Source organism: Micromonospora chokoriensis, from assembly GCF_000718555.1.
Taxonomy (GTDB): domain Bacteria; phylum Actinomycetota; class Actinomycetes; order Mycobacteriales; family Micromonosporaceae; genus Micromonospora; species Micromonospora chokoriensis_B.
The window spans coordinates 1-18,390 of sequence record NZ_JOAN01000012.1 but is presented as its reverse complement, the minus strand read 5'-3'; the positions used below and the strand labels follow the sequence as shown (position 1 = coordinate 18,390).

The following is an 18,390-nucleotide window of genomic DNA, read 5'->3' as shown; positions in this document are numbered from 1 at the left end:
CCGGGGTCCGCCATCGTGCGGTCGGAGAGGAGCTTCGCGTGGCAGCCCGGACGCCGGTGCTCGAGACGTTCCCGGCACTACGCGCCTGGCAGCGCAAAGCGCTGGTGGAGTACCTACGTCGCCGTACCGAGGACTTCACCGCGGTCGCCACGCCGGGCGCCGGCAAGACCACCTTCGCCCTGCGGATCGCGGCGGAGCTGCTCGCCGACGGCACCGTCGAGGCGGTCACCGTGGTCGCGCCGACCGAGCACCTGAAGAACCAGTGGGCCGAGGCCGCCGCTCGGGTGGGCATCCAACTCGACGCCGCGTTCCGCAACGCCGACCTGCACTCGGCGGCCGACTTCCACGGCGCGGTCGTCACCTACGCGCAGGTGGGGATGGCTCCGCAGGTGCACCGGCGGCGCACCATGACCCGACGCACCCTGGTCATCCTCGACGAGATCCACCACGCCGGCGACTCCCGATCCTGGGGTGACGGCGTCAAGAACGCCTTCGAGCCCGCCGTACGCCGGCTGATGCTCACCGGGACGCCGTTCCGCTCCGACGACAACCCCATCCCGTTCGTCAGCTACGAGCGGGGCGGGGACGGCCTGCTGCGCTCCCGCGCCGACTCGGTGTACGGCTACTCCGACGCGCTGCGCGACGGGGTGGTGCGGCCGGTGCTCTTCCTGGCGTACTCGGGGGAGACCCGCTGGCGTACCAACGCGGGGGATGAGTTGGCCGCCCGACTGGGCGAGCCGATGACCCAGGATCTGGTGGCGCAGGCCTGGCGTACCGCCCTCGACCCGGCCGGGGACTGGATGCCACAGGTGCTGCGGGCCGCCGATGCCCGACTCACCGTGCTGCGCAACGCGGGCATGGCCGACGCCGGCGGCTTGATCATCGCCACCGACCAGCAGACCGCCCGCTCGTACGCCAAGCTGATCGAGCAGGTGACCGGCGAGAAGGCCGCCGTGGTGCTCTCCGACGACCAGGGCGCGTCCGCCCGGATCGCTACGTTCGCGGCGTCCGAGCAGCGCTGGATGGTTGCGGTGCGGATGGTGTCCGAGGGGGTCGACATCCCGCGACTGGCGGTCGGGGTCTACGCCACCAGTGCCAGCACGCCGCTCTACTTCGCCCAGGCGATCGGCCGATTCGTGCGGGCCCGCCGACCCGGTGAGACCGCGTCGGTCTTCGTGCCCAGCGTGCCGCACCTGCTCGGGCTGGCCAGCGAGATGGAGACCGAGCGCGACCACGTACTCGGCAAACCCAAGGACTCCGACGGGCTCGACGACGACCTGTTGGAACGGGCGCAGCGCGACGACAAGGCCAGCGGTGAGCTGGAGAAGCGGTTCCTGGCGCTCTCGGCCACCGCCGAGCTGGACCAGGTGATCTTCGACGGCGCGTCGTTCGGCACCGCTGCCCAGGCCGGCACCCCCGAGGAAGAGGAGTACCTCGGCCTGCCCGGCCTGCTCACCGCCGACCAGGTTTCGCTGCTGTTGACCAAGCGGCAGGCCGCACAGCTCGCCGCCCAACGCCGTCGTACGGCCGACGGGGCCGCTCAGCCGGCCGCTGCGACCACAGCAGCGCCGCCGGCACCCATGAGCGCCGCCCAGCGTCGCGTGGCGCTCCGGCGCCAACTGAACGCCCTGGTGGCTGCCCGACACCACCGCACCGGCCAGCCGCACGGCAAGATCCATGCCGAGTTGCGCCGGCTCTGCGGCGGCCCGCCCAGCGCCCAGGCCACCATCGAGCAGCTAGAGGAACGCATCGCCACCGTGCAGACCCTCTAGACCCCCACCCCCACGCCACTCCGCCGGTGAGCGGCTTGCGCCCCGGCCGCATTCACCCCACCGGCACCGTCCGACGCACGCGGTCTCGGAGTGGGCGGCGCTGACCGGGCTCGGGCGGGGTTGGGCGTCCCGAGCCCAAGATCGCGCAACATCCGCGATGTAGTGGTATCGGCGCGGCGGTGAGGCCACTACATCCTGGTTCGAGCACGATCTTGGGCGCAGGGCGCAGGGCGCAGGGCGCAGGGCGCAGGGCGCAGGGCGCAGGGCGGTTGGACAGAAAAAGTCGGCCGGAGGCACCCTCGGGGTGCCTCCGGCCGACTATGTCGGTTTGCGGATTTAGTTCGCCATCAGATCGGCGCCACGCCAGCTGAAATCGGGCTCCGTTGCGAACCGCTCGGTGATCTTCACGAGATCCTCCGCGTACTTGTTCGCGTGGTGCCCGCAGAACACCAACTCACTCCCACCCGTCAGAGTGATCCGGAGCTTCCCGGCAGCATTGCAGCGGTCGCACCGTTCATCGGCGGCTGGGGGAGCCGCCGTCACGGGCGGCGGCGTGAGGGTCGGGGTCATCGCCTTCCTCCTCTGGTCGTCACCGATGAACAATCTCTTCGGTCGTTGCTCACCTATGGTGCAACACCCTTACTAGGCACTGCCTTCCCTGTGTGCCCGCGGGGGACCGAGGTCACACCTGGAAGGGACAGTGTGCCGTGCACCCAGGGTGCCACGTCAACGATCACATTCGTGCATCCGGACGATCACCATCTGGTGTTGCACACCAGGTGATCAAAACGACACGTTCGGTTGACGAAACCCACTCAGTCCAGGTAATCCCTGAGAACCTGCGACCGGGACGGGTGACGCAGCTTGGACATCGTCTTGGACTCGATCTGCCGGATCCGCTCCCGGGTCACCCCGTAGACCTGGCCGATCTCGTCCAGCGTCCGCGGCTGGCCGTCGGTCAGGCCGAAGCGCAGGCGTACCACACCCGCCTCACGCTCGGAGAGCGTCTGCAGCACCTGCTGGAGCTGGTCCTGCAGGAGCGAGAACGAGACCGCGTCGACCGCGACCACGGCCTCGGAGTCCTCGATGAAGTCACCGAGCTGGCTGTCGCCCTCGTCGCCGATGGTCTGGTCCAGTGAGATGGGCTCCCGAGCGTACTGCTGGATCTCCAGCACCTTCTCGGGTGTGATGTCCATCTCCTTGGCCAGCTCCTCCGGGGTGGGCTCGCGGCCCAGGTCCTGGAGCAGCTCACGCTGTATGCGGCCAAGCTTGTTGATGACCTCGACCATGTGCACCGGGATGCGGATGGTGCGGGCCTGGTCGGCCATGGCGCGGGTGATGGCCTGTCGGATCCACCAGGTGGCGTACGTGGAGAACTTGTAGCCCTTGGTGTAGTCGAACTTCTCCACGGCCCGGATCAGACCGAGGTTGCCCTCCTGGATCAGGTCGAGGAAGGCCATGCCACGGCCGGTGTAGCGCTTGGCCAGCGACACCACCAGTCGGAGGTTCGCCTCCAGGAGGTGGTTCTTGGCCCGCTCGCCGTCCCGCGAGATCCAGCCCAGGTCACGGACCATGTCCCGGACGAGCTTCTCCTCGCCCTCGTCGGCAGCCCGCAACCGCTCGGCGGCGTAGAGCCCGGCCTCGATCCGCTTGGCCAGCTCCACCTCCTGCTCGGCGTTGAGCAGTGGAACCTTGCCGATCTGCTTCAGGTACGCGCGGACGGAGTCGGCGGAGGCGGTCAGCTCGGCGTCGCGTCGCGCCTGCTTGAGGGCCTCGGACTCCTCGTCGTCCCATTCGAAGTCGTTGTCGGTCGCCGAGGCGGCGGCGTCGGTCTCGGCGGCCTGGGCCAGCTCGGCCGGCTCCTCGACCACCACGTCCTCGATCGCGGCGGCCAGCTCCTCCGGGTCGATCTCTCCCTCGGCGCCCTCACCCTTGGCCTTGCCGCCAGCCTTGGTCGGCTTGGCGCCGGCGGCCGCGGCCACCGTCGCCTTGGTGGCTCGGGTCGACCTGGTCGCCTTCGTCGCCTCGGCGGCGGTGCCGGTCGCCTTGCGGGCGGCCACCTTGCGCGGGGCCGACGTCGACGGGGCGTCGTCGGCGGCGGGCGCCTGCTTCGGGGCCGGTGCGGCGGCCTTCTTGGTGGTCTTGGCGGTGGTCGCCCGGGACGCTGGCGTGGTCGAGCGGGCCGCGGCGACGCGGCGGCGGGTGCTCGCCGAGCCGTCCACCACGACGGTCACGCCCGCCTCGGAGAGCGCCCGCAGAATCTTCTTGGCCTGGGCCGGAGTCACCTCGGCGGTCTCGACGGTGCGCGCGAGCTGGGCCGACGTGAGCTGACCGCCAGCGCTCTGCGCGTGGGCGATCAGGGTGTCGGTGAGCGAGCGAACGTCGGCGCCGGGCTGGCGGGGTTCTGTCACGAATGACCTTCCGGAGGCGAAGAGCGGGCACGGCGGGTTCGTCCAGCGCAGCGAGGGTTACCGTGCCGGGCGAGGTGGTTGAGGGACCCTCGTGTCACGGTCCGGCCGGTGGTCGGCGGTCCGTGCCGCGTGGGCAGGGGTGAATTGTAACGCCGACTACGGCGATCATCCTGCTCCGCACCGCGTACCGCCGGTGGGGGCCGTCAGTGCGGCGGAGATGTGAACTTTGCGGTAATGATAGCCGCGCGGTTGGCGAAGGGCTTCGGTCGGCGAGCCCGGGGGCGAGCAGATCACCCCCGAAGTGGCCTTTGAGCAGCCAATATCGAGTCAGCGTCGCGGTTGCGGGGGCACGGGTGTGGATCACCAAGGTCATTGGTGGTCCGGCCGGTGGCGTCCTCACCAGGTCGCGGTTGGGCAACGACTGTGAGCCGCGCGTCGGCAGAGCGGTAGGCACTTAAGCGACATTACCAACCTAAAGGGGCATATTCGCCAAGCTTGGCCGCTGAAGATGCGCAAATGGTTGCCGGCGTGCCCACTCCTGGCGAGTGTCGCGCCGAAGATCCTGGTCTGGTGCCGTGGGGCGGCGTCGGGAACGATGATCTTTGCGGCCGGGGCGGTAGTTCCCACCTGCCCACATGCACCCGGAGCGGAAAGAGGCGAACCATGACCAATTCGGCAACGACGCCACGGGAGCTACTCACGATCGCGGTCGGGGTGGCTCGGGACGCGGCGGACACCGCGTACCGGATGCGCGCCGAGGGGGTCGTCGTCGCCGCGACCAAGAGCACCGTCACCGACGTGGTCACCGCCGCCGACCGGGCGGTCGAGCGGCAGATTCTCGACGCGCTGGCCGTGCTGCGCCCGGACGACTCGGTACTCGGCGAGGAGTACGGCGAGGGCGCCTCCGGTGCGGCCCGTAGCGGGGTGCGGTGGATCGTCGACCCGATCGACGGCACGGTGAACTACCTGTACGGGCTGCCGTACTCCGCGGTCTCGCTGGCCGCCGAGGTGGACGGGGTGGTGGTCGCCGGCGTGGTGCGCAACGTGAACACCGGCGAGGAATGGACCGCCACGGCCGGCGGCGGTGCCTGGCGCGATGGTGTCCGGCTGCGCTGCTCCGCCGAGGTCGACCTGGGGCAGGCGCTGGTCGGCACCGGCTTCGGCTACGACGCTGGCCGCCGGGCGCACCAGGCGCAGGTGGTGGCCGGGCTGATCGCACACGTCCGGGACATCCGCCGGCTCGGCGCCGCGGCGCTGGACCTCTGCCTGGTCGCGGAGGGGCGGCTCGACGCGTACTTCGAGAAGGGTCTTGCGGCCTGGGACCTGGCGGCGGGCGGGCTGGTGGCCGCCGAGGCGGGGGTGCGGGTAGCCGGACTGGCTGGTCGACCGCCGGGGCCGGATCTGGTGGTCGCGGCCCCGCCTGCGCTCTTCGTGCCACTGCACGACCGGTTGGCCGCGCTGGACGCCGCCGGCGGCCCGTGACCGGCCGGCCCCGGTCGGCGGGTGATCAGGCTGACCGGGCCGGCGTGTGACCGGCTGGCCCGCAGTGCGGCGGGCCGGCTACGCCGTCACTTGGCGGGCGGGGACGGGCAGGAGTTCGGGGGTGCTTTCGCCGGCCCCGAGTCGCCGAGCGACTGGTTGACCTCGGTCGTGGTGGCGAGCTGCTGGAAGTTGTTGCCCAACACCACGTCCACGGTGTCGTCGGCGCGCTTCGCGTCGTAGCCCTCCACCGCGTCGCCGAGGAAGTACGCCTGGAGCAGGTGCGCGGAACCGACGCCCTTCGGGCCGAAGCGCAGCACCGCGACGCTGTCGACCTGCTTCTTCTCGTTCCCGGTCTTCGCGACCTGGAACTGCCGGTTGCGGAACTCGTCGCCGACGGTGTGGGCGAGTCCGGGCCGGTCCGTGGCATTGAACACGTTGATCTTGACGTCCTTGCGCTCGCGCAGGGTCAGGTCCGCCAGCGGCCAGCCCTCGGGGCAACCCGCCGTGGTGCCGGCGTTGCCCTGGCTGTCGCGGACCACGGCCACGACGACGAAGACCAGGGCGATGACCGCCAGCAGGCCGACGACGACGAGTGCTCGCACGCGCGCAAAACTCATCAGGGCACTCCCCGGACCTCAGGTGGGTGGTGACGGCCAGGAGCGATCGCTCAGGCCGCCGGCCGTCGAATACGCCGCTGAGGTTAACGGTTGTCCGGCCGTCGCGTGGAAACAGCCCGACATGCCGGCGCGCCGACCACGAACCAGGTACTACTACCCCTATCTTCGTGTCGCCTGAATCACATTGGGAACAACTTCGCGTGCGGGGGCGTACATCTCAGCCGCAAGGGCGGTATACATGCCTCGCCTAAGGGGGGGTAAGGTTCCGCGCTCGCAGGGGAGTCGCCCCAGCGAGCTCGGCCCGTTCGGTCCTCGGGTCGGGTGCCCGACACAAGTGGTGGCCGGCCAGCGGAACCGAAACAGCGTCGTCCGGCGTTACAACCGGAAGCGACAACATCGATATGGGAGAGTGAAACCGATGGCCACCGACTACGACGCCCCGCGTCGCGACGAGGTCGACCTCGGCGAGGACAGCCTGGAAGAGCTCAAGGCACGGCGCGTCGACTCACAGTCGGGCGCGGTGGACGTCGACGAGGCCGAGGTGGCCGAGAGCTTTGAGCTGCCCGGTGCCGATCTGGCCGACGAGGAGCTCACGGTCAAGGTGCTTCCGATGCAGCAGGACGAGTTCCGATGCGCCCGCTGCTTCCTGGTCCACCACCGTAGCCAGCTGGCAGTCGAGCGTAACGGCGAGCTGATCTGCCGCGAGTGCGTCTGACAATCACGACATCGGCGGCGGCCTCCTGAACGGGGCCGCCGCTGCTGGTGTAGGCATGCGCCGGCGGTGGGTACCTGCTTGACTCGTAACGGGTAGCCACAGCACCGGGAGGTCCGATGAGCGATCGAGGCGACACCACCGGCGGCGGCACGGATGACCTCGGTGCCGCCAGTGGCGGCACGGAAGACCTCGGTGCCACCGTCGCGGCGTTGACCGCGGACGACATCGAGCCGGCCCGACGCCGCCAACTGCTGACCCGGATGGTCGGACAGGCCCGTGCTCGGGGCATCTCCGACCTGTTCAAGCCCCGCTCCGCCGTGCGCTGGATGGTCGACACCGTCGCCGAGGTCGCTCCGCACGTGCCGGTACGGGACCTGGACACGCTGCGCCGGCACTTCCCCGGTCTGGACGACGTCGCCCTGGCCGATCGGCTCATCCGCAACGCGTCCCGGACCACCGCCGCGATCGGCGCGGCCGGTGGGGGTGTCGCCGCCGTCGAGTGGGCGGTGGCCCCGACCCTGCTCTCCGCGCCGGTGCTGCTCGCCGCCGAGACGGTGGCCGTGGTGGCGGTGGAGCTGAAACTGGTTGGTGAGCTGCACGAGATCCACGGCGTGGCCCTACCGGCCGGTGGCAGCCAACGGGCGGTCGCGCTGGTGCACTCCTGGGCCACGCAGCGCGGCGTCAACCCGATGGTCCCCGGCGTGGGAGTGGGAGCGGTGCTCGGCACCGCCGCCCGCAAGGAACTGCGGGACATGCTGCTGCGGCGTTTCGGTCGCAACCTCACCACGCTCGGGCCGTTCCTGACCGGCGCGGCGGTGGCCAGCTTCCTCAACCGCCGGGCCACCCAGCAGATGGCCGACCAGCTTCAGGTCGACCTGCGTCGGCGGGGCATCGCCCGGCCCGCGCCACCGGCGGCCCTGCCGGGCCCGCCGACCGGCACCTGAGCGGGCCTACGGCCGTCGGGTCAGCCCGGCTCGCCGGCCGTTGGACCGGACACCGCCAGAGCGGCCCGCGCGGCCAACACCGCCTCAGCCAGCTCGACCGGGTGCCGCGTGCTCACCACCCAGAACGGGGTCGGATCCGCGGGGTCGTCGAGGATCACCTGCACGGCGCCACCGATCCACGGTCGCTGCACCACGAAGGCGAGCGGGTCCGCGCCAACCCCGAGCACCTCACGTCGGCCGGCCGCGTCCAGCGGCACCACGTCGGCCACGAAACGCACCGGCAGGCGGGCGTCGTCCACCCGTAGCTCGGCGTCGGTCACCCCGACCCGGATCCGGCCCAGCCACCACAACCCGACCGCGGCGAGCGGCAACAGCACGGCGAACGGCAGCCAGGCGCGGACGCCGTCGGCACCCATCCAGATCTCGACGGCCAGCAGCGCGGCGGCCACCAGCCCGCCCAGCCACAGCCACCAGGGCAGATCCAACCGCTCGGTGTACGCCGAGCGGGCGGCGACCGGCGGCTGATCGGCGGACGGGGAGGGCGACATGCTCACTCCTGCGAGGGTACGGCGCACGGCGGCTCGACGAACCGGCAGGATGGCAGGGTCACCCCGAGAACCGGACGGAAGAGGGGACCTGTGACCGACGTCGTACCCGTGCCCGTACAGCTGCTCGACCCTGAGCTGCCGCTGCCGACGTACGCCCATCCCGGCGACGCCGGGGCCGACCTGGTGGCGGCCGCGGATGTGGAGCTGCCGCCCGGCGGACGTGCCCTGGTGCCCACCGGCGTTGCCATCGCCCTGCCGGAGGGGTACGTGGGTCTGGTCCACCCCCGCTCCGGTCTGGCGGCCAGGCTCGGCGTGACGGTGCTCAACGCGCCCGGTACGGTCGACGCCGGCTACCGGGGTGAGATCCTGGTCAACCTGATCAACCATGATCGGGATGTGCCGGCGAAGATCTCCCGCGGCGACCGGATCGCGCAGCTCGTGGTCCAGCAGGTCGCACGGGCTCGGTTCGAGCCGGTGGTCGAGCTGCCCGCGTCCCGGCGCGGGACCGGTGGGCACGGGTCCACCGGTGGGCACGCCGGGCTGGTGTCGTCGTCGACGAGTCAGGACCGGGTCGAGCAGCGGCCGAACGAGCCGGGCCGCGGGCAGACGGAAGAGGTGGCAGGGTGAGTGTGAACAGCGAAGGGCAGGCGCAGTGATCTTCTCCCGAAAGCGGGCCGATGCCGAGCGGCAGACCCGTGACGAGCGGGCCACCCCGGTTCCGGACCAGGGCGATGCGACGCCGACGCTGGAGCGCGGCCCGTACGACATCTCCGAGAGCTACGACGACGTGCAGCGGCTCGACCTGGGCAGCCTGCACATCCCGGCGATCGCCGACGTCGAGGTGCGGGTGCAGGCCGACCCGCAGGGTGTGGTCCAGCAGGTGGTGCTGGTGCATGGCGACAACGCGCTCCAGTTGGGCGTTTTTGCCGCCCCCCGGTCCGAGGGGATCTGGGACGAGGTGCGCGAGGAGATCCGGCAGTCGCTGCTCCGCGACGGCGCGAGCGCGCAGGAGGTCGCCGGCGAGTACGGCCCGGAGCTGCACGCCCAGGTGCGTACCCCGGACGGCCCGACGAATCTGCGGTTCGTCGGAATCGACGGGCCGCGCTGGATGGTCCGCGGCGTGTTCCAGGGCCCGGTTGCCGTCGATCCGGCCGTGGCCGGGCCGCTCGTGGAGTGCCTGGACGGCCTGGTGGTCGACCGGGGGCAGGAGGCGAAGCCGGTCCGCGAGCCGCTGCCGCTGAGGCTGCCCCGGGAGATCGCCGACCAGGCCGACGCCGAGGCGGGCGACGCCGCCGCCGAGCCGCGCCAGGTCTGACCAGCGCGCACCGGCCCGCCGGAACCAGCCCCGTCGGCGTACGCTGGCGGCACGGTTCCGGCGTCGCCGGGGCCGGGGCGGGGACGGCGAGCGTGGAGAGGGTGACGCGGAGGTCATGACGACCGACGAGAGCCGGGTGTCGCTGCGGCGCATCCTGCAACGGTTCACCGCCAGCGAGGCCGAGATAGACGCGCAGGAGCTGCGTCGGGAGAGCGCCGAGTGCGGCGGTATCCCCGCCCAGCAGTGCTCCCGAGGTCAGCTCGTCTCGGTGGCCGGGCGGCTGCGCACGGTGGTCTACACCCCGCGGACCAACCTACCCACCCTCGAGGCCGACCTGTACGACGGCAGTGACGTGGTCACCCTCGTCTGGCTGGGTCGACGGCACATCGCCGGAATCGAGCCGGGCCGGCACCTGACCGCCCGTGGCCGGGTGGCGGTGCGCGACGACCGCAAGGTCATCTACAACCCCTACTACGAGCTGGACTCGCCCAAGTGACGGCACTGCGGACGGAAGGCCGGCGATGACGACGGGACAGGACCGGGCGGCACAGCCGGAGGTCGGCCCTCAGGACGAGGAGCGTCTGCCGACGATCGCCGAGCAGATGGCCGACCAGCTCGGCGGCTGGCGCGGGCTGGTCGAGTCCAGCATCCCGGTCGTGGTCTTCGTCCTCGCCAACATCATCGGCGAGCTGAAGCCCGCGGTGATCGCCTCGGTCTCCGTCGCCGTGCTGATCGCCGGGCTACGGCTGGCTCAGCGCCGGCCGATCCGGCACGCCGTCAACGGGCTGTTCGGGGTCGGCATCGGCGCGGCCATCGCGTGGCGCACCGGCGACGAGCGTGACTTCTACCTCCCCGGCATCCTCTACGGCATCGGATACGGCATCGCCCTGCTGATCTCGGCTGCGATCCGGCAGCCGCTGGTGGGCTGGATCTGGTCGGTGTTGGTGGCCAAGGGCCGTTCGGAGTGGCGGGACGACCCGAAGCTGGTGCGCGTCTTCACCCAGCTGACCGTGCTCTGGGGCGTGGTCTGGCTGGCCAAGGTGGGCGTGCAGGCCGGGCTCTACCTGGCCCACCAGGACACCGCGCTGGGCGTGGCTCGGCTGGCGCTGGGCTACCCGCCGTACGCGCTGCTGCTGCTGATCACGGTCTGGACGGTGCGCCGGGTCACCCGGGAGTCGCAACCGACGCCGCTGCCCGGCGCCTGAACGCCAGGAGCGCCGCCGGTCAGCTCAGCGGCGCCCGTTGGCTCAGCGTGAGCTGCGGGTCCGTTCGACGCTGTCCGGCCCGAGGATCACCGCGCGGACCGCGTCCTCCACCTCTGCGGTGCAGACGAAGATCAGCTCGTCGCCGGCCTCGATCGGGTCGTCCGGGCTGGGCACGAGGACCCGCTTGCCGCGCAGGATCGCCACCAACGCGGCGTCTCGGGGCAGCGGTACGGCGTGGATGGGCTGACCGACGTAGGGGGCGGTCGGCGGCAGGGTGATCTCGACCAGGTTCGCCTCGCCCTGTCGGAAGGTCATCAGCCGAACCAGGTCGCCGACGGTGACCGCCTCCTCGACGAGCGCGGCCATCACCCGCGGCTTGCTCACCGCGACGTCCACGCCCCACTGTTCGGTGAAGAGCCATTCGTTCTCGGCCCGGTTGACCCGGGCGACCACCCGGGGCACCGCGAACTCGGTCTTGGCCAACAACGACAGCACCAGGTTGGTCTTGTCGTCGCCGGTCGCCGCGACCACCACGTCGCACCCGGCGATGTTGGCCTCCTCCAGGCTGCTCAGCTCGCAGGCGTCGGCCAGCACCCAGTCGGCGGCCGGCACCCGGTCCGGGCGCAGCATCTTGGGTTGGCGTTCGATGAGCATCACCTGGTGGCCGTTGTCGATCAGCTCCTGGGCGATCGAGCGGCCCACGTTGCCCGCGCCCGCGATGGCGACCCGCATGGCTCAGTGCCCTCCTTCCGGCGGCGTCGCCGCCACCGACGTGACCGTCGCCACGATGTCGTCGCTGACCAGCATGAACACCTGGTCGCCCTCCTGCACGACGGTGGAGCCGGTGGGCAGCGTGCCGATGCCGAAGCGGATCAGATAGGCCACCCGAGCCCCGGCCGCGTCCTCAAGCGTTCGCACCGGCCGGCCGATCCAGTCCTTGTGCACCGGCACCTCGACGATCGACACGGTGCTCGTGGGGTCGCGGAAGATCTCCACGTTGCCCTCCGGCACCAGGTGTCGCAGCATCCGGTCGGCGGTCCATCGCACGGTCGCCACGGTGGGGATGCCCAGCCGCTCGTAGACCTGCGCTCGCCGTTGGTCGTAGATGCGGGCGGCGACCCGGGACACGCCGAACGTCTCGCGGGCCAGCCGGGCCGAGATGATGTTGGAGTTGTCGCCGCTCGACACCGCCGCGAAGGCGTCCGCGCGCTCGATGCCGGCCTGCCGGAGCACCTCGCCGTCGAAACCGGCCCCGGTGACGGTGATCCCGGCGAAGTCGGGGCTGAGCCGGCGGAAGGCGTCGGCGTCCTGGTCGATCACCGCCACCGAGTGCCCTCGGGATTCCAGGCTGTGGGCGAGGGTCGACCCGACCCGACCACACCCCATGATCACGACGTGCACGCTGTCCCTCCCAAGTGCGTACCGGTCCCGCTGCCGGTGGCCTTCTGACTGCGAGCCTGCCACGTCCCGGTGGTGAGCGGGGACCGACCGTACCCCGTCGCGTCGGACGGCGGTGATCGCCCACCCCGGCGCTCCCGCCGGGGTGGTCGTACTCTTGGCGTTCGTGGCCAGTCCCACCTCGCTGCTGAAGCGACTCCTCCTCGGTCGACCGTTCCGGTCCGACCGCCTTCAGCACACCCTCCTGCCCAAGCGCATCGCGCTGCCCGTCTTCGCCTCCGACGCGCTGTCCAGCGTCGCGTACGCGCCTGACGAGATCCTGCTGACCCTCTCCATCGCTGGCGCTTCGGCGTTCCTGTTCTCGCCCTGGATCGCGCTGGCCGTGGTCGTGGTCATGCTCACCGTGGTGGCGAGCTACCGGCAGAACGTGCACGCCTACCCCTCCGGCGGTGGCGACTACGAGGTGGCCACGGTCAACCTGGGGCCGAAGTTCGGCGTCGGGGTGGCCAGCGCGTTGCTTGTCGACTACGTGCTCACGGTGGCGGTGTCGGTCTCCTCCGGGGTGGCCAACCTCGGCTCGGTGGTGCCGTTCGTGGCCACCCACAAGGTCCTGATCGCGGTGAGCGCGGTGGTCCTGTTGACCGCGGTCAACCTGCGCGGGCTGCGTGAGTCGGGCACGGCGTTCGCCATCCCCACCTACGGCTTCGTGATCGTGATGCTCGGGATGCTGCTCACCGGGCTGTTCCGGGTCTTCGTGTTGGGCGACGAACTCCGCGCGCCGAGCGCCGACCTGGTGATCCAGGCCGAGCACAGCGTGACCGGCTTCGCGCTGGTCTTCCTGCTGCTGCGGACGTTCAGCTCGGGCGCCGCCGCGCTGACCGGCGTGGAGGCGATCTCCAACGGCGTGCCGGCGTTCAAGGCGCCGAAGAGCCGCAATGCCGCCACCACCCTGCTGCTGCTCGGCACCATCTCGGTGAGCATGCTGGTCGGGATCATCTGGCTGGCCCGGCTGACCCACCTGCAGTTCGTCGAGGATCCGGGCCTGCAGATCGTCTCCGGCCCCGAGGGGTACGTGCAGAAGACGGTCACCACCCAGCTCGGTGAGACGGTCTTCGGCTCCGGGTCGATCCTGCTCTACGTGCTGGCCGGCGTGACCGCCCTGATCCTGTTCCTGGCCGCGAACACCGCGTTCAACGGCTTCCCGGTGCTCGGCTCGATCCTTGCCCAGGACCGCTACCTGCCCCGCCAGTTCCACACCCGGGGCGACCGGCTGGCCTTCTCCAACGGCATCACCTTCCTCGCCCTCTTCGCGATCGTGCTGATCGTCGGCTTCCAGGCCGAGGTGACGAGGCTGATCCAGCTCTACATCGTCGGCGTCTTCGTCTCGTTCACCGTCTCCCAGGCCGGCATGATCCGGCACTGGAACCGGCACCTGCGCACCGAGCGGGATCCGGAGGCACGTCGCCGGATGTACCGCTCCCGGGCGATCAACACGTTCGGGGCGGGCCTCACGGGCACGGTGCTGGTGATCGTCCTGATCACCAAGTTCCTGCTCGGCGCCTGGATCGCGATCGCCGCGATGGCGGTGATCTACGTGCTGATGCTGGGGATCCGCCGGCACTACGACCGGATCGCCGTCGAGCTGACCCCGCCGGCCGAGAGCCGGGCCGTGCTGCCCGCCCGCAACCACGCGATCGTGCTGGTCAGCAAGCTGCACCAGCCGACGCTGCGGGCCATCGCGTACGCCCGCGCCACCCGACCGGACACGCTTACCGCCGTGACCGTCAACGTGGACGAGAAGGACACCCGCGACCTGCAGGCCGACTGGGAGCGACGGGAGATGGCCATCCCGCTCACCGTGATCGACTCGCCGTACCGGGAGATCACCCGTCCGATCCTCGACTTCGTCGCCTCCACCCGCCGCAAGTCACCCCGGGACGTGGTCACCGTGTTCATTCCGGAGTACGTCGTCGGGCGCTGGTGGGAGAACCTGCTACACAACCAGAGCGCCCTGCGCCTCAAGGGCCGGCTGCTCTTCGAACCGGGGGTAATGGTGGTGAGCGTGCCATGGCAGCTCGCGTCGACCGCGAGCAAGAATCTGGACCGGCTGGACGCCGCGCTGTCCCGGACACCGGCGCGGGGGCCGCGCAGCGCCGTGCCACCGGTAGCCTCCGCGCCGCCCGGCGAGGGCGGCCCCGCGGACAGCGGCAGGGCGGGGAACGCTCGTGACTGATCCAGGCGGACAGCAGACCGTCACCCCCCGGCTGCGACCGGCGTCATCATCGACGTCGGCCTTGGCGGTGCCGGCCTTCGAGGGGGGCCTGGCCGAGGCGGACCGGGTCGAGCTGACCGTCGACGCGGTCGCCCCCGGCGGGCACTGTGTCGCTCGGGTGGACGGGCAGGTGGTCTTCGTCCGGCACGCGCTGCCCGGCGAACGGGTCGTCGCCGAGGTCACCGAGGTGCACCGGGGGTTCGTCCGAGCCGACGCGGTAACCGTGCTGGAAGCCTCTCCGGACCGGGTCGAGCCGCCCTGCCCGTACGCGAAGCCAGGCGCCTGCGGCGGGTGCGACCTGCAGCACGTCGCCCCGGACGCGCAGTTGGCCTGGAAGACCGCCGTGGTGCGCGAACAGCTGGTCCGTCTCGGTGGGCTGACCGACGTCGAGCTGGACCGGCTCGGCGTCCGGGTCGAGGCGCTGCCCGGCGGGCTGCTCGGCTGGCGTTCCCGGGTCCGTTACGCGGTGGACGCGGCGGACCGGGCCGGCCTGCTCAAGCACCGCTCACACGAGGTGGTGCCGATCGACAGGTGCCGGATCGCCCACCCGGCCATCCAGCAGCTGCCGGTGCTCACCCCCACCGGTGCGCTCTGGCCGGCCGCCGAGGCGGTGGAGACCATCGCCAGCACCGGCGGGGACGTGAGCGTCACGGAGGTCCGCGACGGGGTGCCCACCCCGGTCAGCGGACCGACCCAGGTCCGCGAGGTCGCCGCCGGACGGGACTGGGAGCTGCCCGCGTCGGCGTTCTGGCAGGTGCACCCGGCCGCGGCGGACACCCTCTGCACGGCGGTGCTGGAGTTGCTGGACCCGCAGCCGGGTGAGACCGCCTGGGACCTCTACGGCGGAGCCGGGCTGTTCGCCGCGGCCCTCGCCGGCCGGGTCGGCGATGCCCGGATCACCCTTGTCGAATCGAGCCGGGACGGGGTGGACGCGGCCCGGGCCAACCTGGCCGACCTGCCCCAGATCGAGGTGGTCGCCGCCCGGGTGGAGACCGCGCTGACCCGCCGACGGATCACCGGCCCGGTCGACGTGGTGGTGCTCGACCCACCGCGCTCCGGCGCGGGCGCCCAGGTGGTGCGGGACATCGTCGCCGCCGGCCCACGGGCGGTCGCGTACGTGGCCTGTGACCCGGCCGCCTTCGCCCGGGACGTGCGCACCTTCGCCGAGCTTGGTTGGCGGCTGGCCGTACTCCGGGCCTTCGACCTCTTCCCCATGACGCAGCACGTCGAGCAGGTCGGGCTGCTGCTCCCGCCCGACGAGCGGTAGAACACAGCGCGTCGGTGATCGGCTTCACCCGCCGCGCGTACCCGGGCCTGACCAGGTGTGTCGATGGTCGCCCGGGTACCGCTGGCCGGTGCCTGACCGGGTGCTCAGCTACCGGCTCCCGGCGCAGCCCGGGCCCGCGGCGCTCGGCCCGGGCTGCGGAGTACCACGCGGCCGATAGACTCTCCGGTCATGAGTGTTGAAGAGGACACGGCCAACCACGGCCGGCTGCTGGGGACGGTTCGCGGTCCGCAGGACGTCAAGCGGATGTCCGGCGAGGAACTGGACGTCCTCGCCGCCGAGATCCGGGACTTCCTGATCACCAAGGTCTCCCGCACCGGCGGGCACGTCGGGCCCAACCTCGGTGTGGTCGAGCTGACGCTCGCCATGCATCGCGTCTTCGACTCCCCCCGGGACCGGCTCCTGTTCGACACCGGCCACCAGGCGTACGTACACAAGATCATTACCGGCCGTCAGGCCGGCTTCGACAAGCTCCGCCAGCGCGGTGGCCTCTCCGGCTACCCCAGCCAGGCGGAGAGCGAGCACGACCTCATCGAGAACTCGCACGCCTCCACCGCGCTGTCCTACGCCGATGGCCTCGCCAAGGCGTACGCCCTGCGGGGCGAGGCGCGCAGCGTCGTGGCGGTGGTCGGTGACGGCGCGCTGACCGGCGGCATGTGCTGGGAGGCGCTGAACAACATCGCCACCGCCGGTAACTCGTTGGTGATCGTGGTCAACGACAACGGCCGTTCCTACTCGCCCACCATCGGTGGGCTGGCCGACCACCTCTCCTCGCTGCGGCTCAACCCCGGCTACGAGAAGGTCCTCGACACCGTCAAGGACGCCCTCGGCTCCACGCCGCTGGTCGGCAAGCCGATGTACGAGGTGCTGCACGCGGTCAAGAAGGGCATCAAGGACGCGGTCGCCCCGCAGGCCATGTTCGAGGACCTCGGCATCAAGTACGTGGGCCCGGTGGACGGGCACGACGTGGTGGCGGTCGAGGCGGCGCTGCGCGCGGCGAAGAACTTCGGCGGCCCGGTCATCGTGCACGCGGTCACCCGCAAGGGCTACGGCTACCGTCCCGCCGAGGAGGACGAGGCGGACTGCCTGCACGGCCCGGGCAGCGCCTTCGACGTCGAGACCGGGGCGCTGCTCGCCGCCCCGTCGGTGAAGTGGACGCACGTCTTCGCCGACGAGCTGCTGGCCGTCGCCGACGAGCGCCCGGACGTGGTGGGCATCACGGCCGCGATGGCCGAGCCGACCGGCATCGCCAAGCTGGCCCGCAAGTACCCCGAGCGGGTGTACGACGTGGGCATCGCCGAGCAGCACGCCGCCACCTCGGCGGCCGGGTTGGCGCTCGGCGGCCTGCACCCGGTGGTCGCGGTCTACGCCACCTTCCTCAACCGCGCCTTCGACCAGGTCCTGCTGGACGTGGCGATGCACAAGCTGCCGGTGACCTTCGTACTGGACCGGGCGGGCATCACCGGCCCGGATGGGCCCAGCCACTACGGCATCTGGGATATGTCGGTCTTCGGGGTGGTGCCCGGGCTGCGGATCGCCGCCCCCCGCGACGCCGCCACGCTTCGCGAGGAGCTGCGCGAGGCGGTTGCCGTCGACAACGGCCCGACCGTGGTGCGTTTCCCGACCGGCGCGGTCGCCGCGGACCTGCCGGCGCTGCGCCGGGTCGGCACTGTCGACGTGCTGGCCGAGTCCGCCCGTACCGACGTGCTGCTCGTCGCCATCGGCTCCTTCGGCCAGTTGGGCATGGAGGTGGCCGCCCGGGTCGCTGAGCAGGGCTACGGGGTCACCGTCGTCGACCCCCGCTGGGTGCGTCCGGTCCCGGCCGAGCTGGTCGAGCTGGCCGCCCGCCACCGGCTGGTGGTCAGCGTCGAGGACGGCGTCCGGGTCGGCGGGGTGGGCGACGCGCTCGCCCAGGCGATGCGCGACGCCGACGTCCGGGTGCCGCTCAAGGACCTGGGTGTGCCTGCCGACTGGCACCCGCACGGCACCCGTGCGCAGATCCTCGCCGATCTGGGCCTGACCGCCCAGGATGTGGCTCGCAACGTCACCGGCTGGATCTCCGGCCTGGACGCCACCCCGGACCGCCTCACCCCCAGCGACGCGGCCGCACAGAACTAACGAAACGAACGACGGCGGGCGCCCCTCGGGACGCCCGCCGTCGCGCATCCATACCCACCCGCCCTCGCCCCGCCCGCCCTCGTCGATCAAGGACTTATGGTGGGCGTGATTTGGCGAGTTGTGCCTTTTGTGGGGCACCACAACTCCATGATCGACCGGGTCTAGGTGCGGTGCGGGGGCTTATCCCGCCGCTTTGCCCCGTTGATCTTGCAGTTTCGGTTGGTGTAATGCGCCTTGAGCCCCGATTTGTCGGCGCAGAAAGTGCAAGATCGGCGGGGTGGGCGACGCGCTCGCCCAGGCGATGCGCG

At 71.3% G+C, this 18,390-nt stretch carries 17 protein-coding genes; 11 read left to right on the top strand and 6 right to left on the bottom strand.

Going from position 1 to position 18,390, the window contains the following annotated elements:
• The first annotated feature begins 38 nt into the window (after positions 1–38).
• The gene (locus tag IF46_RS0117185) at positions 39–1,772 is read left to right on the top strand and encodes a DEAD/DEAH box helicase (protein ID WP_030489369.1); all 1,734 of its coding nucleotides are present in this window, start codon (positions 39–41) and stop codon (positions 1,770–1,772) included.
• 336 nt (positions 1,773–2,108) lie between these two features.
• On the opposite strand, the gene IF46_RS0117180 is transcribed toward IF46_RS0117185, so the two are convergent.
• Positions 2,109–2,342 carry a DUF7455 domain-containing protein gene (locus tag IF46_RS0117180; protein WP_030489368.1) on the bottom strand — a complete coding sequence of 78 codons (234 nt, stop codon included), beginning with the start codon at positions 2,340–2,342 and terminating at the stop codon, positions 2,109–2,111.
• Between the two features lie 245 nt (positions 2,343–2,587).
• Positions 2,588–4,183, bottom strand: coding sequence for an RNA polymerase sigma factor (locus IF46_RS0117175; protein ID WP_030489367.1), 1,596 nt, complete (start codon positions 4,181–4,183; stop codon positions 2,588–2,590).
• 663 nt (positions 4,184–4,846) lie between these two features.
• Between IF46_RS0117175 and IF46_RS0117170 the strand changes: the two genes are divergently transcribed.
• Entirely contained in the window at positions 4,847–5,665 is an 819-nt protein-coding gene (locus tag IF46_RS0117170) for an inositol monophosphatase family protein (RefSeq protein WP_030489366.1), read from the top strand.
• Between the two features lie 86 nt (positions 5,666–5,751).
• Here the strand turns inward: IF46_RS0117170 and IF46_RS0117165 are convergent, their stop codons facing one another.
• On the bottom strand, positions 5,752–6,267 hold the full coding sequence (locus IF46_RS0117165) for a LytR C-terminal domain-containing protein (protein WP_030489365.1): 516 nt from the start codon (positions 6,265–6,267) through the stop codon (positions 5,752–5,754).
• A 433-nt stretch (positions 6,268–6,700) separates the two neighbouring features.
• On the opposite strand from IF46_RS0117165, the gene IF46_RS0117160 reads away from it, so the two are divergent.
• Complete coding sequence (locus IF46_RS0117160; protein ID WP_007075406.1) at positions 6,701–6,997, top strand: DUF4193 domain-containing protein; 297 nt, start codon at positions 6,701–6,703, stop codon at positions 6,995–6,997.
• A gap of 116 nt (positions 6,998–7,113) precedes the next feature.
• Positions 7,114–7,941 (top strand): hypothetical protein, encoded by an 828-nt coding sequence (locus tag IF46_RS0117155; protein WP_030489364.1) that lies wholly within the window; start codon positions 7,114–7,116, stop codon positions 7,939–7,941.
• A 20-nt stretch (positions 7,942–7,961) separates the two neighbouring features.
• Here the strand turns inward: IF46_RS0117155 and IF46_RS0117150 are convergent, their stop codons facing one another.
• Complete coding sequence (locus IF46_RS0117150) at positions 7,962–8,495, bottom strand: DUF3093 domain-containing protein (RefSeq protein WP_420063575.1); 534 nt, start codon at positions 8,493–8,495, stop codon at positions 7,962–7,964.
• An 84-nt stretch (positions 8,496–8,579) separates the two neighbouring features.
• On the opposite strand from IF46_RS0117150, the gene dut reads away from it, so the two are divergent.
• The 4 genes from dut (at position 8,580) to IF46_RS0117130 (ending at position 11,009) form a co-directional block, all read left to right on the top strand.
• Positions 8,580–9,116, top strand: coding sequence for a dUTP diphosphatase (gene dut, locus IF46_RS0117145; RefSeq protein WP_030489362.1), 537 nt, complete (start codon positions 8,580–8,582; stop codon positions 9,114–9,116).
• Between the two features lie 25 nt (positions 9,117–9,141).
• The gene (locus tag IF46_RS0117140) at positions 9,142–9,804 is read left to right on the top strand and encodes a DUF3710 domain-containing protein (protein WP_030489361.1); all 663 of its coding nucleotides are present in this window, start codon (positions 9,142–9,144) and stop codon (positions 9,802–9,804) included.
• A 115-nt stretch (positions 9,805–9,919) separates the two neighbouring features.
• Positions 9,920–10,300: an OB-fold nucleic acid binding domain-containing protein gene (locus IF46_RS0117135; protein WP_030489360.1), complete on the top strand. Its 381-nt coding sequence runs from the start codon at positions 9,920–9,922 to the stop codon at positions 10,298–10,300.
• Between the two features lie 25 nt (positions 10,301–10,325).
• Complete coding sequence (locus IF46_RS0117130) at positions 10,326–11,009, top strand: DUF3159 domain-containing protein (RefSeq protein ID WP_030489359.1); 684 nt, start codon at positions 10,326–10,328, stop codon at positions 11,007–11,009.
• Positions 11,010–11,051: 42 nt separating this feature from the next.
• Here IF46_RS0117130 and IF46_RS0117125 read toward each other — a convergent pair whose 3' ends face one another.
• Together IF46_RS0117125 and IF46_RS0117120 are read right to left on the bottom strand one after the other, a co-directional pair.
• Positions 11,052–11,741, bottom strand: coding sequence for a potassium channel family protein (locus IF46_RS0117125; RefSeq protein WP_030489358.1), 690 nt, complete (start codon positions 11,739–11,741; stop codon positions 11,052–11,054).
• Positions 11,742–11,744: 3 nt separating this feature from the next.
• Positions 11,745–12,410: a potassium channel family protein gene (locus tag IF46_RS0117120; protein WP_030489357.1), complete on the bottom strand. Its 666-nt coding sequence runs from the start codon at positions 12,408–12,410 to the stop codon at positions 11,745–11,747.
• Between the two features lie 163 nt (positions 12,411–12,573).
• On the opposite strand from IF46_RS0117120, the gene IF46_RS0117115 reads away from it, so the two are divergent.
• The 3 genes from IF46_RS0117115 (at position 12,574) to dxs (ending at position 18,082) form a co-directional block, all read left to right on the top strand.
• Positions 12,574–14,640 carry an APC family permease gene (locus IF46_RS0117115; RefSeq protein WP_030489356.1) on the top strand — a complete coding sequence of 689 codons (2,067 nt, stop codon included), beginning with the start codon at positions 12,574–12,576 and terminating at the stop codon, positions 14,638–14,640.
• Between the two features lie 67 nt (positions 14,641–14,707).
• Positions 14,708–15,946, top strand: coding sequence for a class I SAM-dependent RNA methyltransferase (locus IF46_RS0117110; RefSeq protein ID WP_030489355.1), 1,239 nt, complete (start codon positions 14,708–14,710; stop codon positions 15,944–15,946).
• Positions 15,947–16,135: 189 nt separating this feature from the next.
• Entirely contained in the window at positions 16,136–18,082 is a 1,947-nt protein-coding gene (dxs, locus tag IF46_RS0117105; RefSeq protein WP_030489354.1) for a 1-deoxy-D-xylulose-5-phosphate synthase, read from the top strand.
• Positions 18,083–18,390 lie beyond the last annotated feature (308 nt).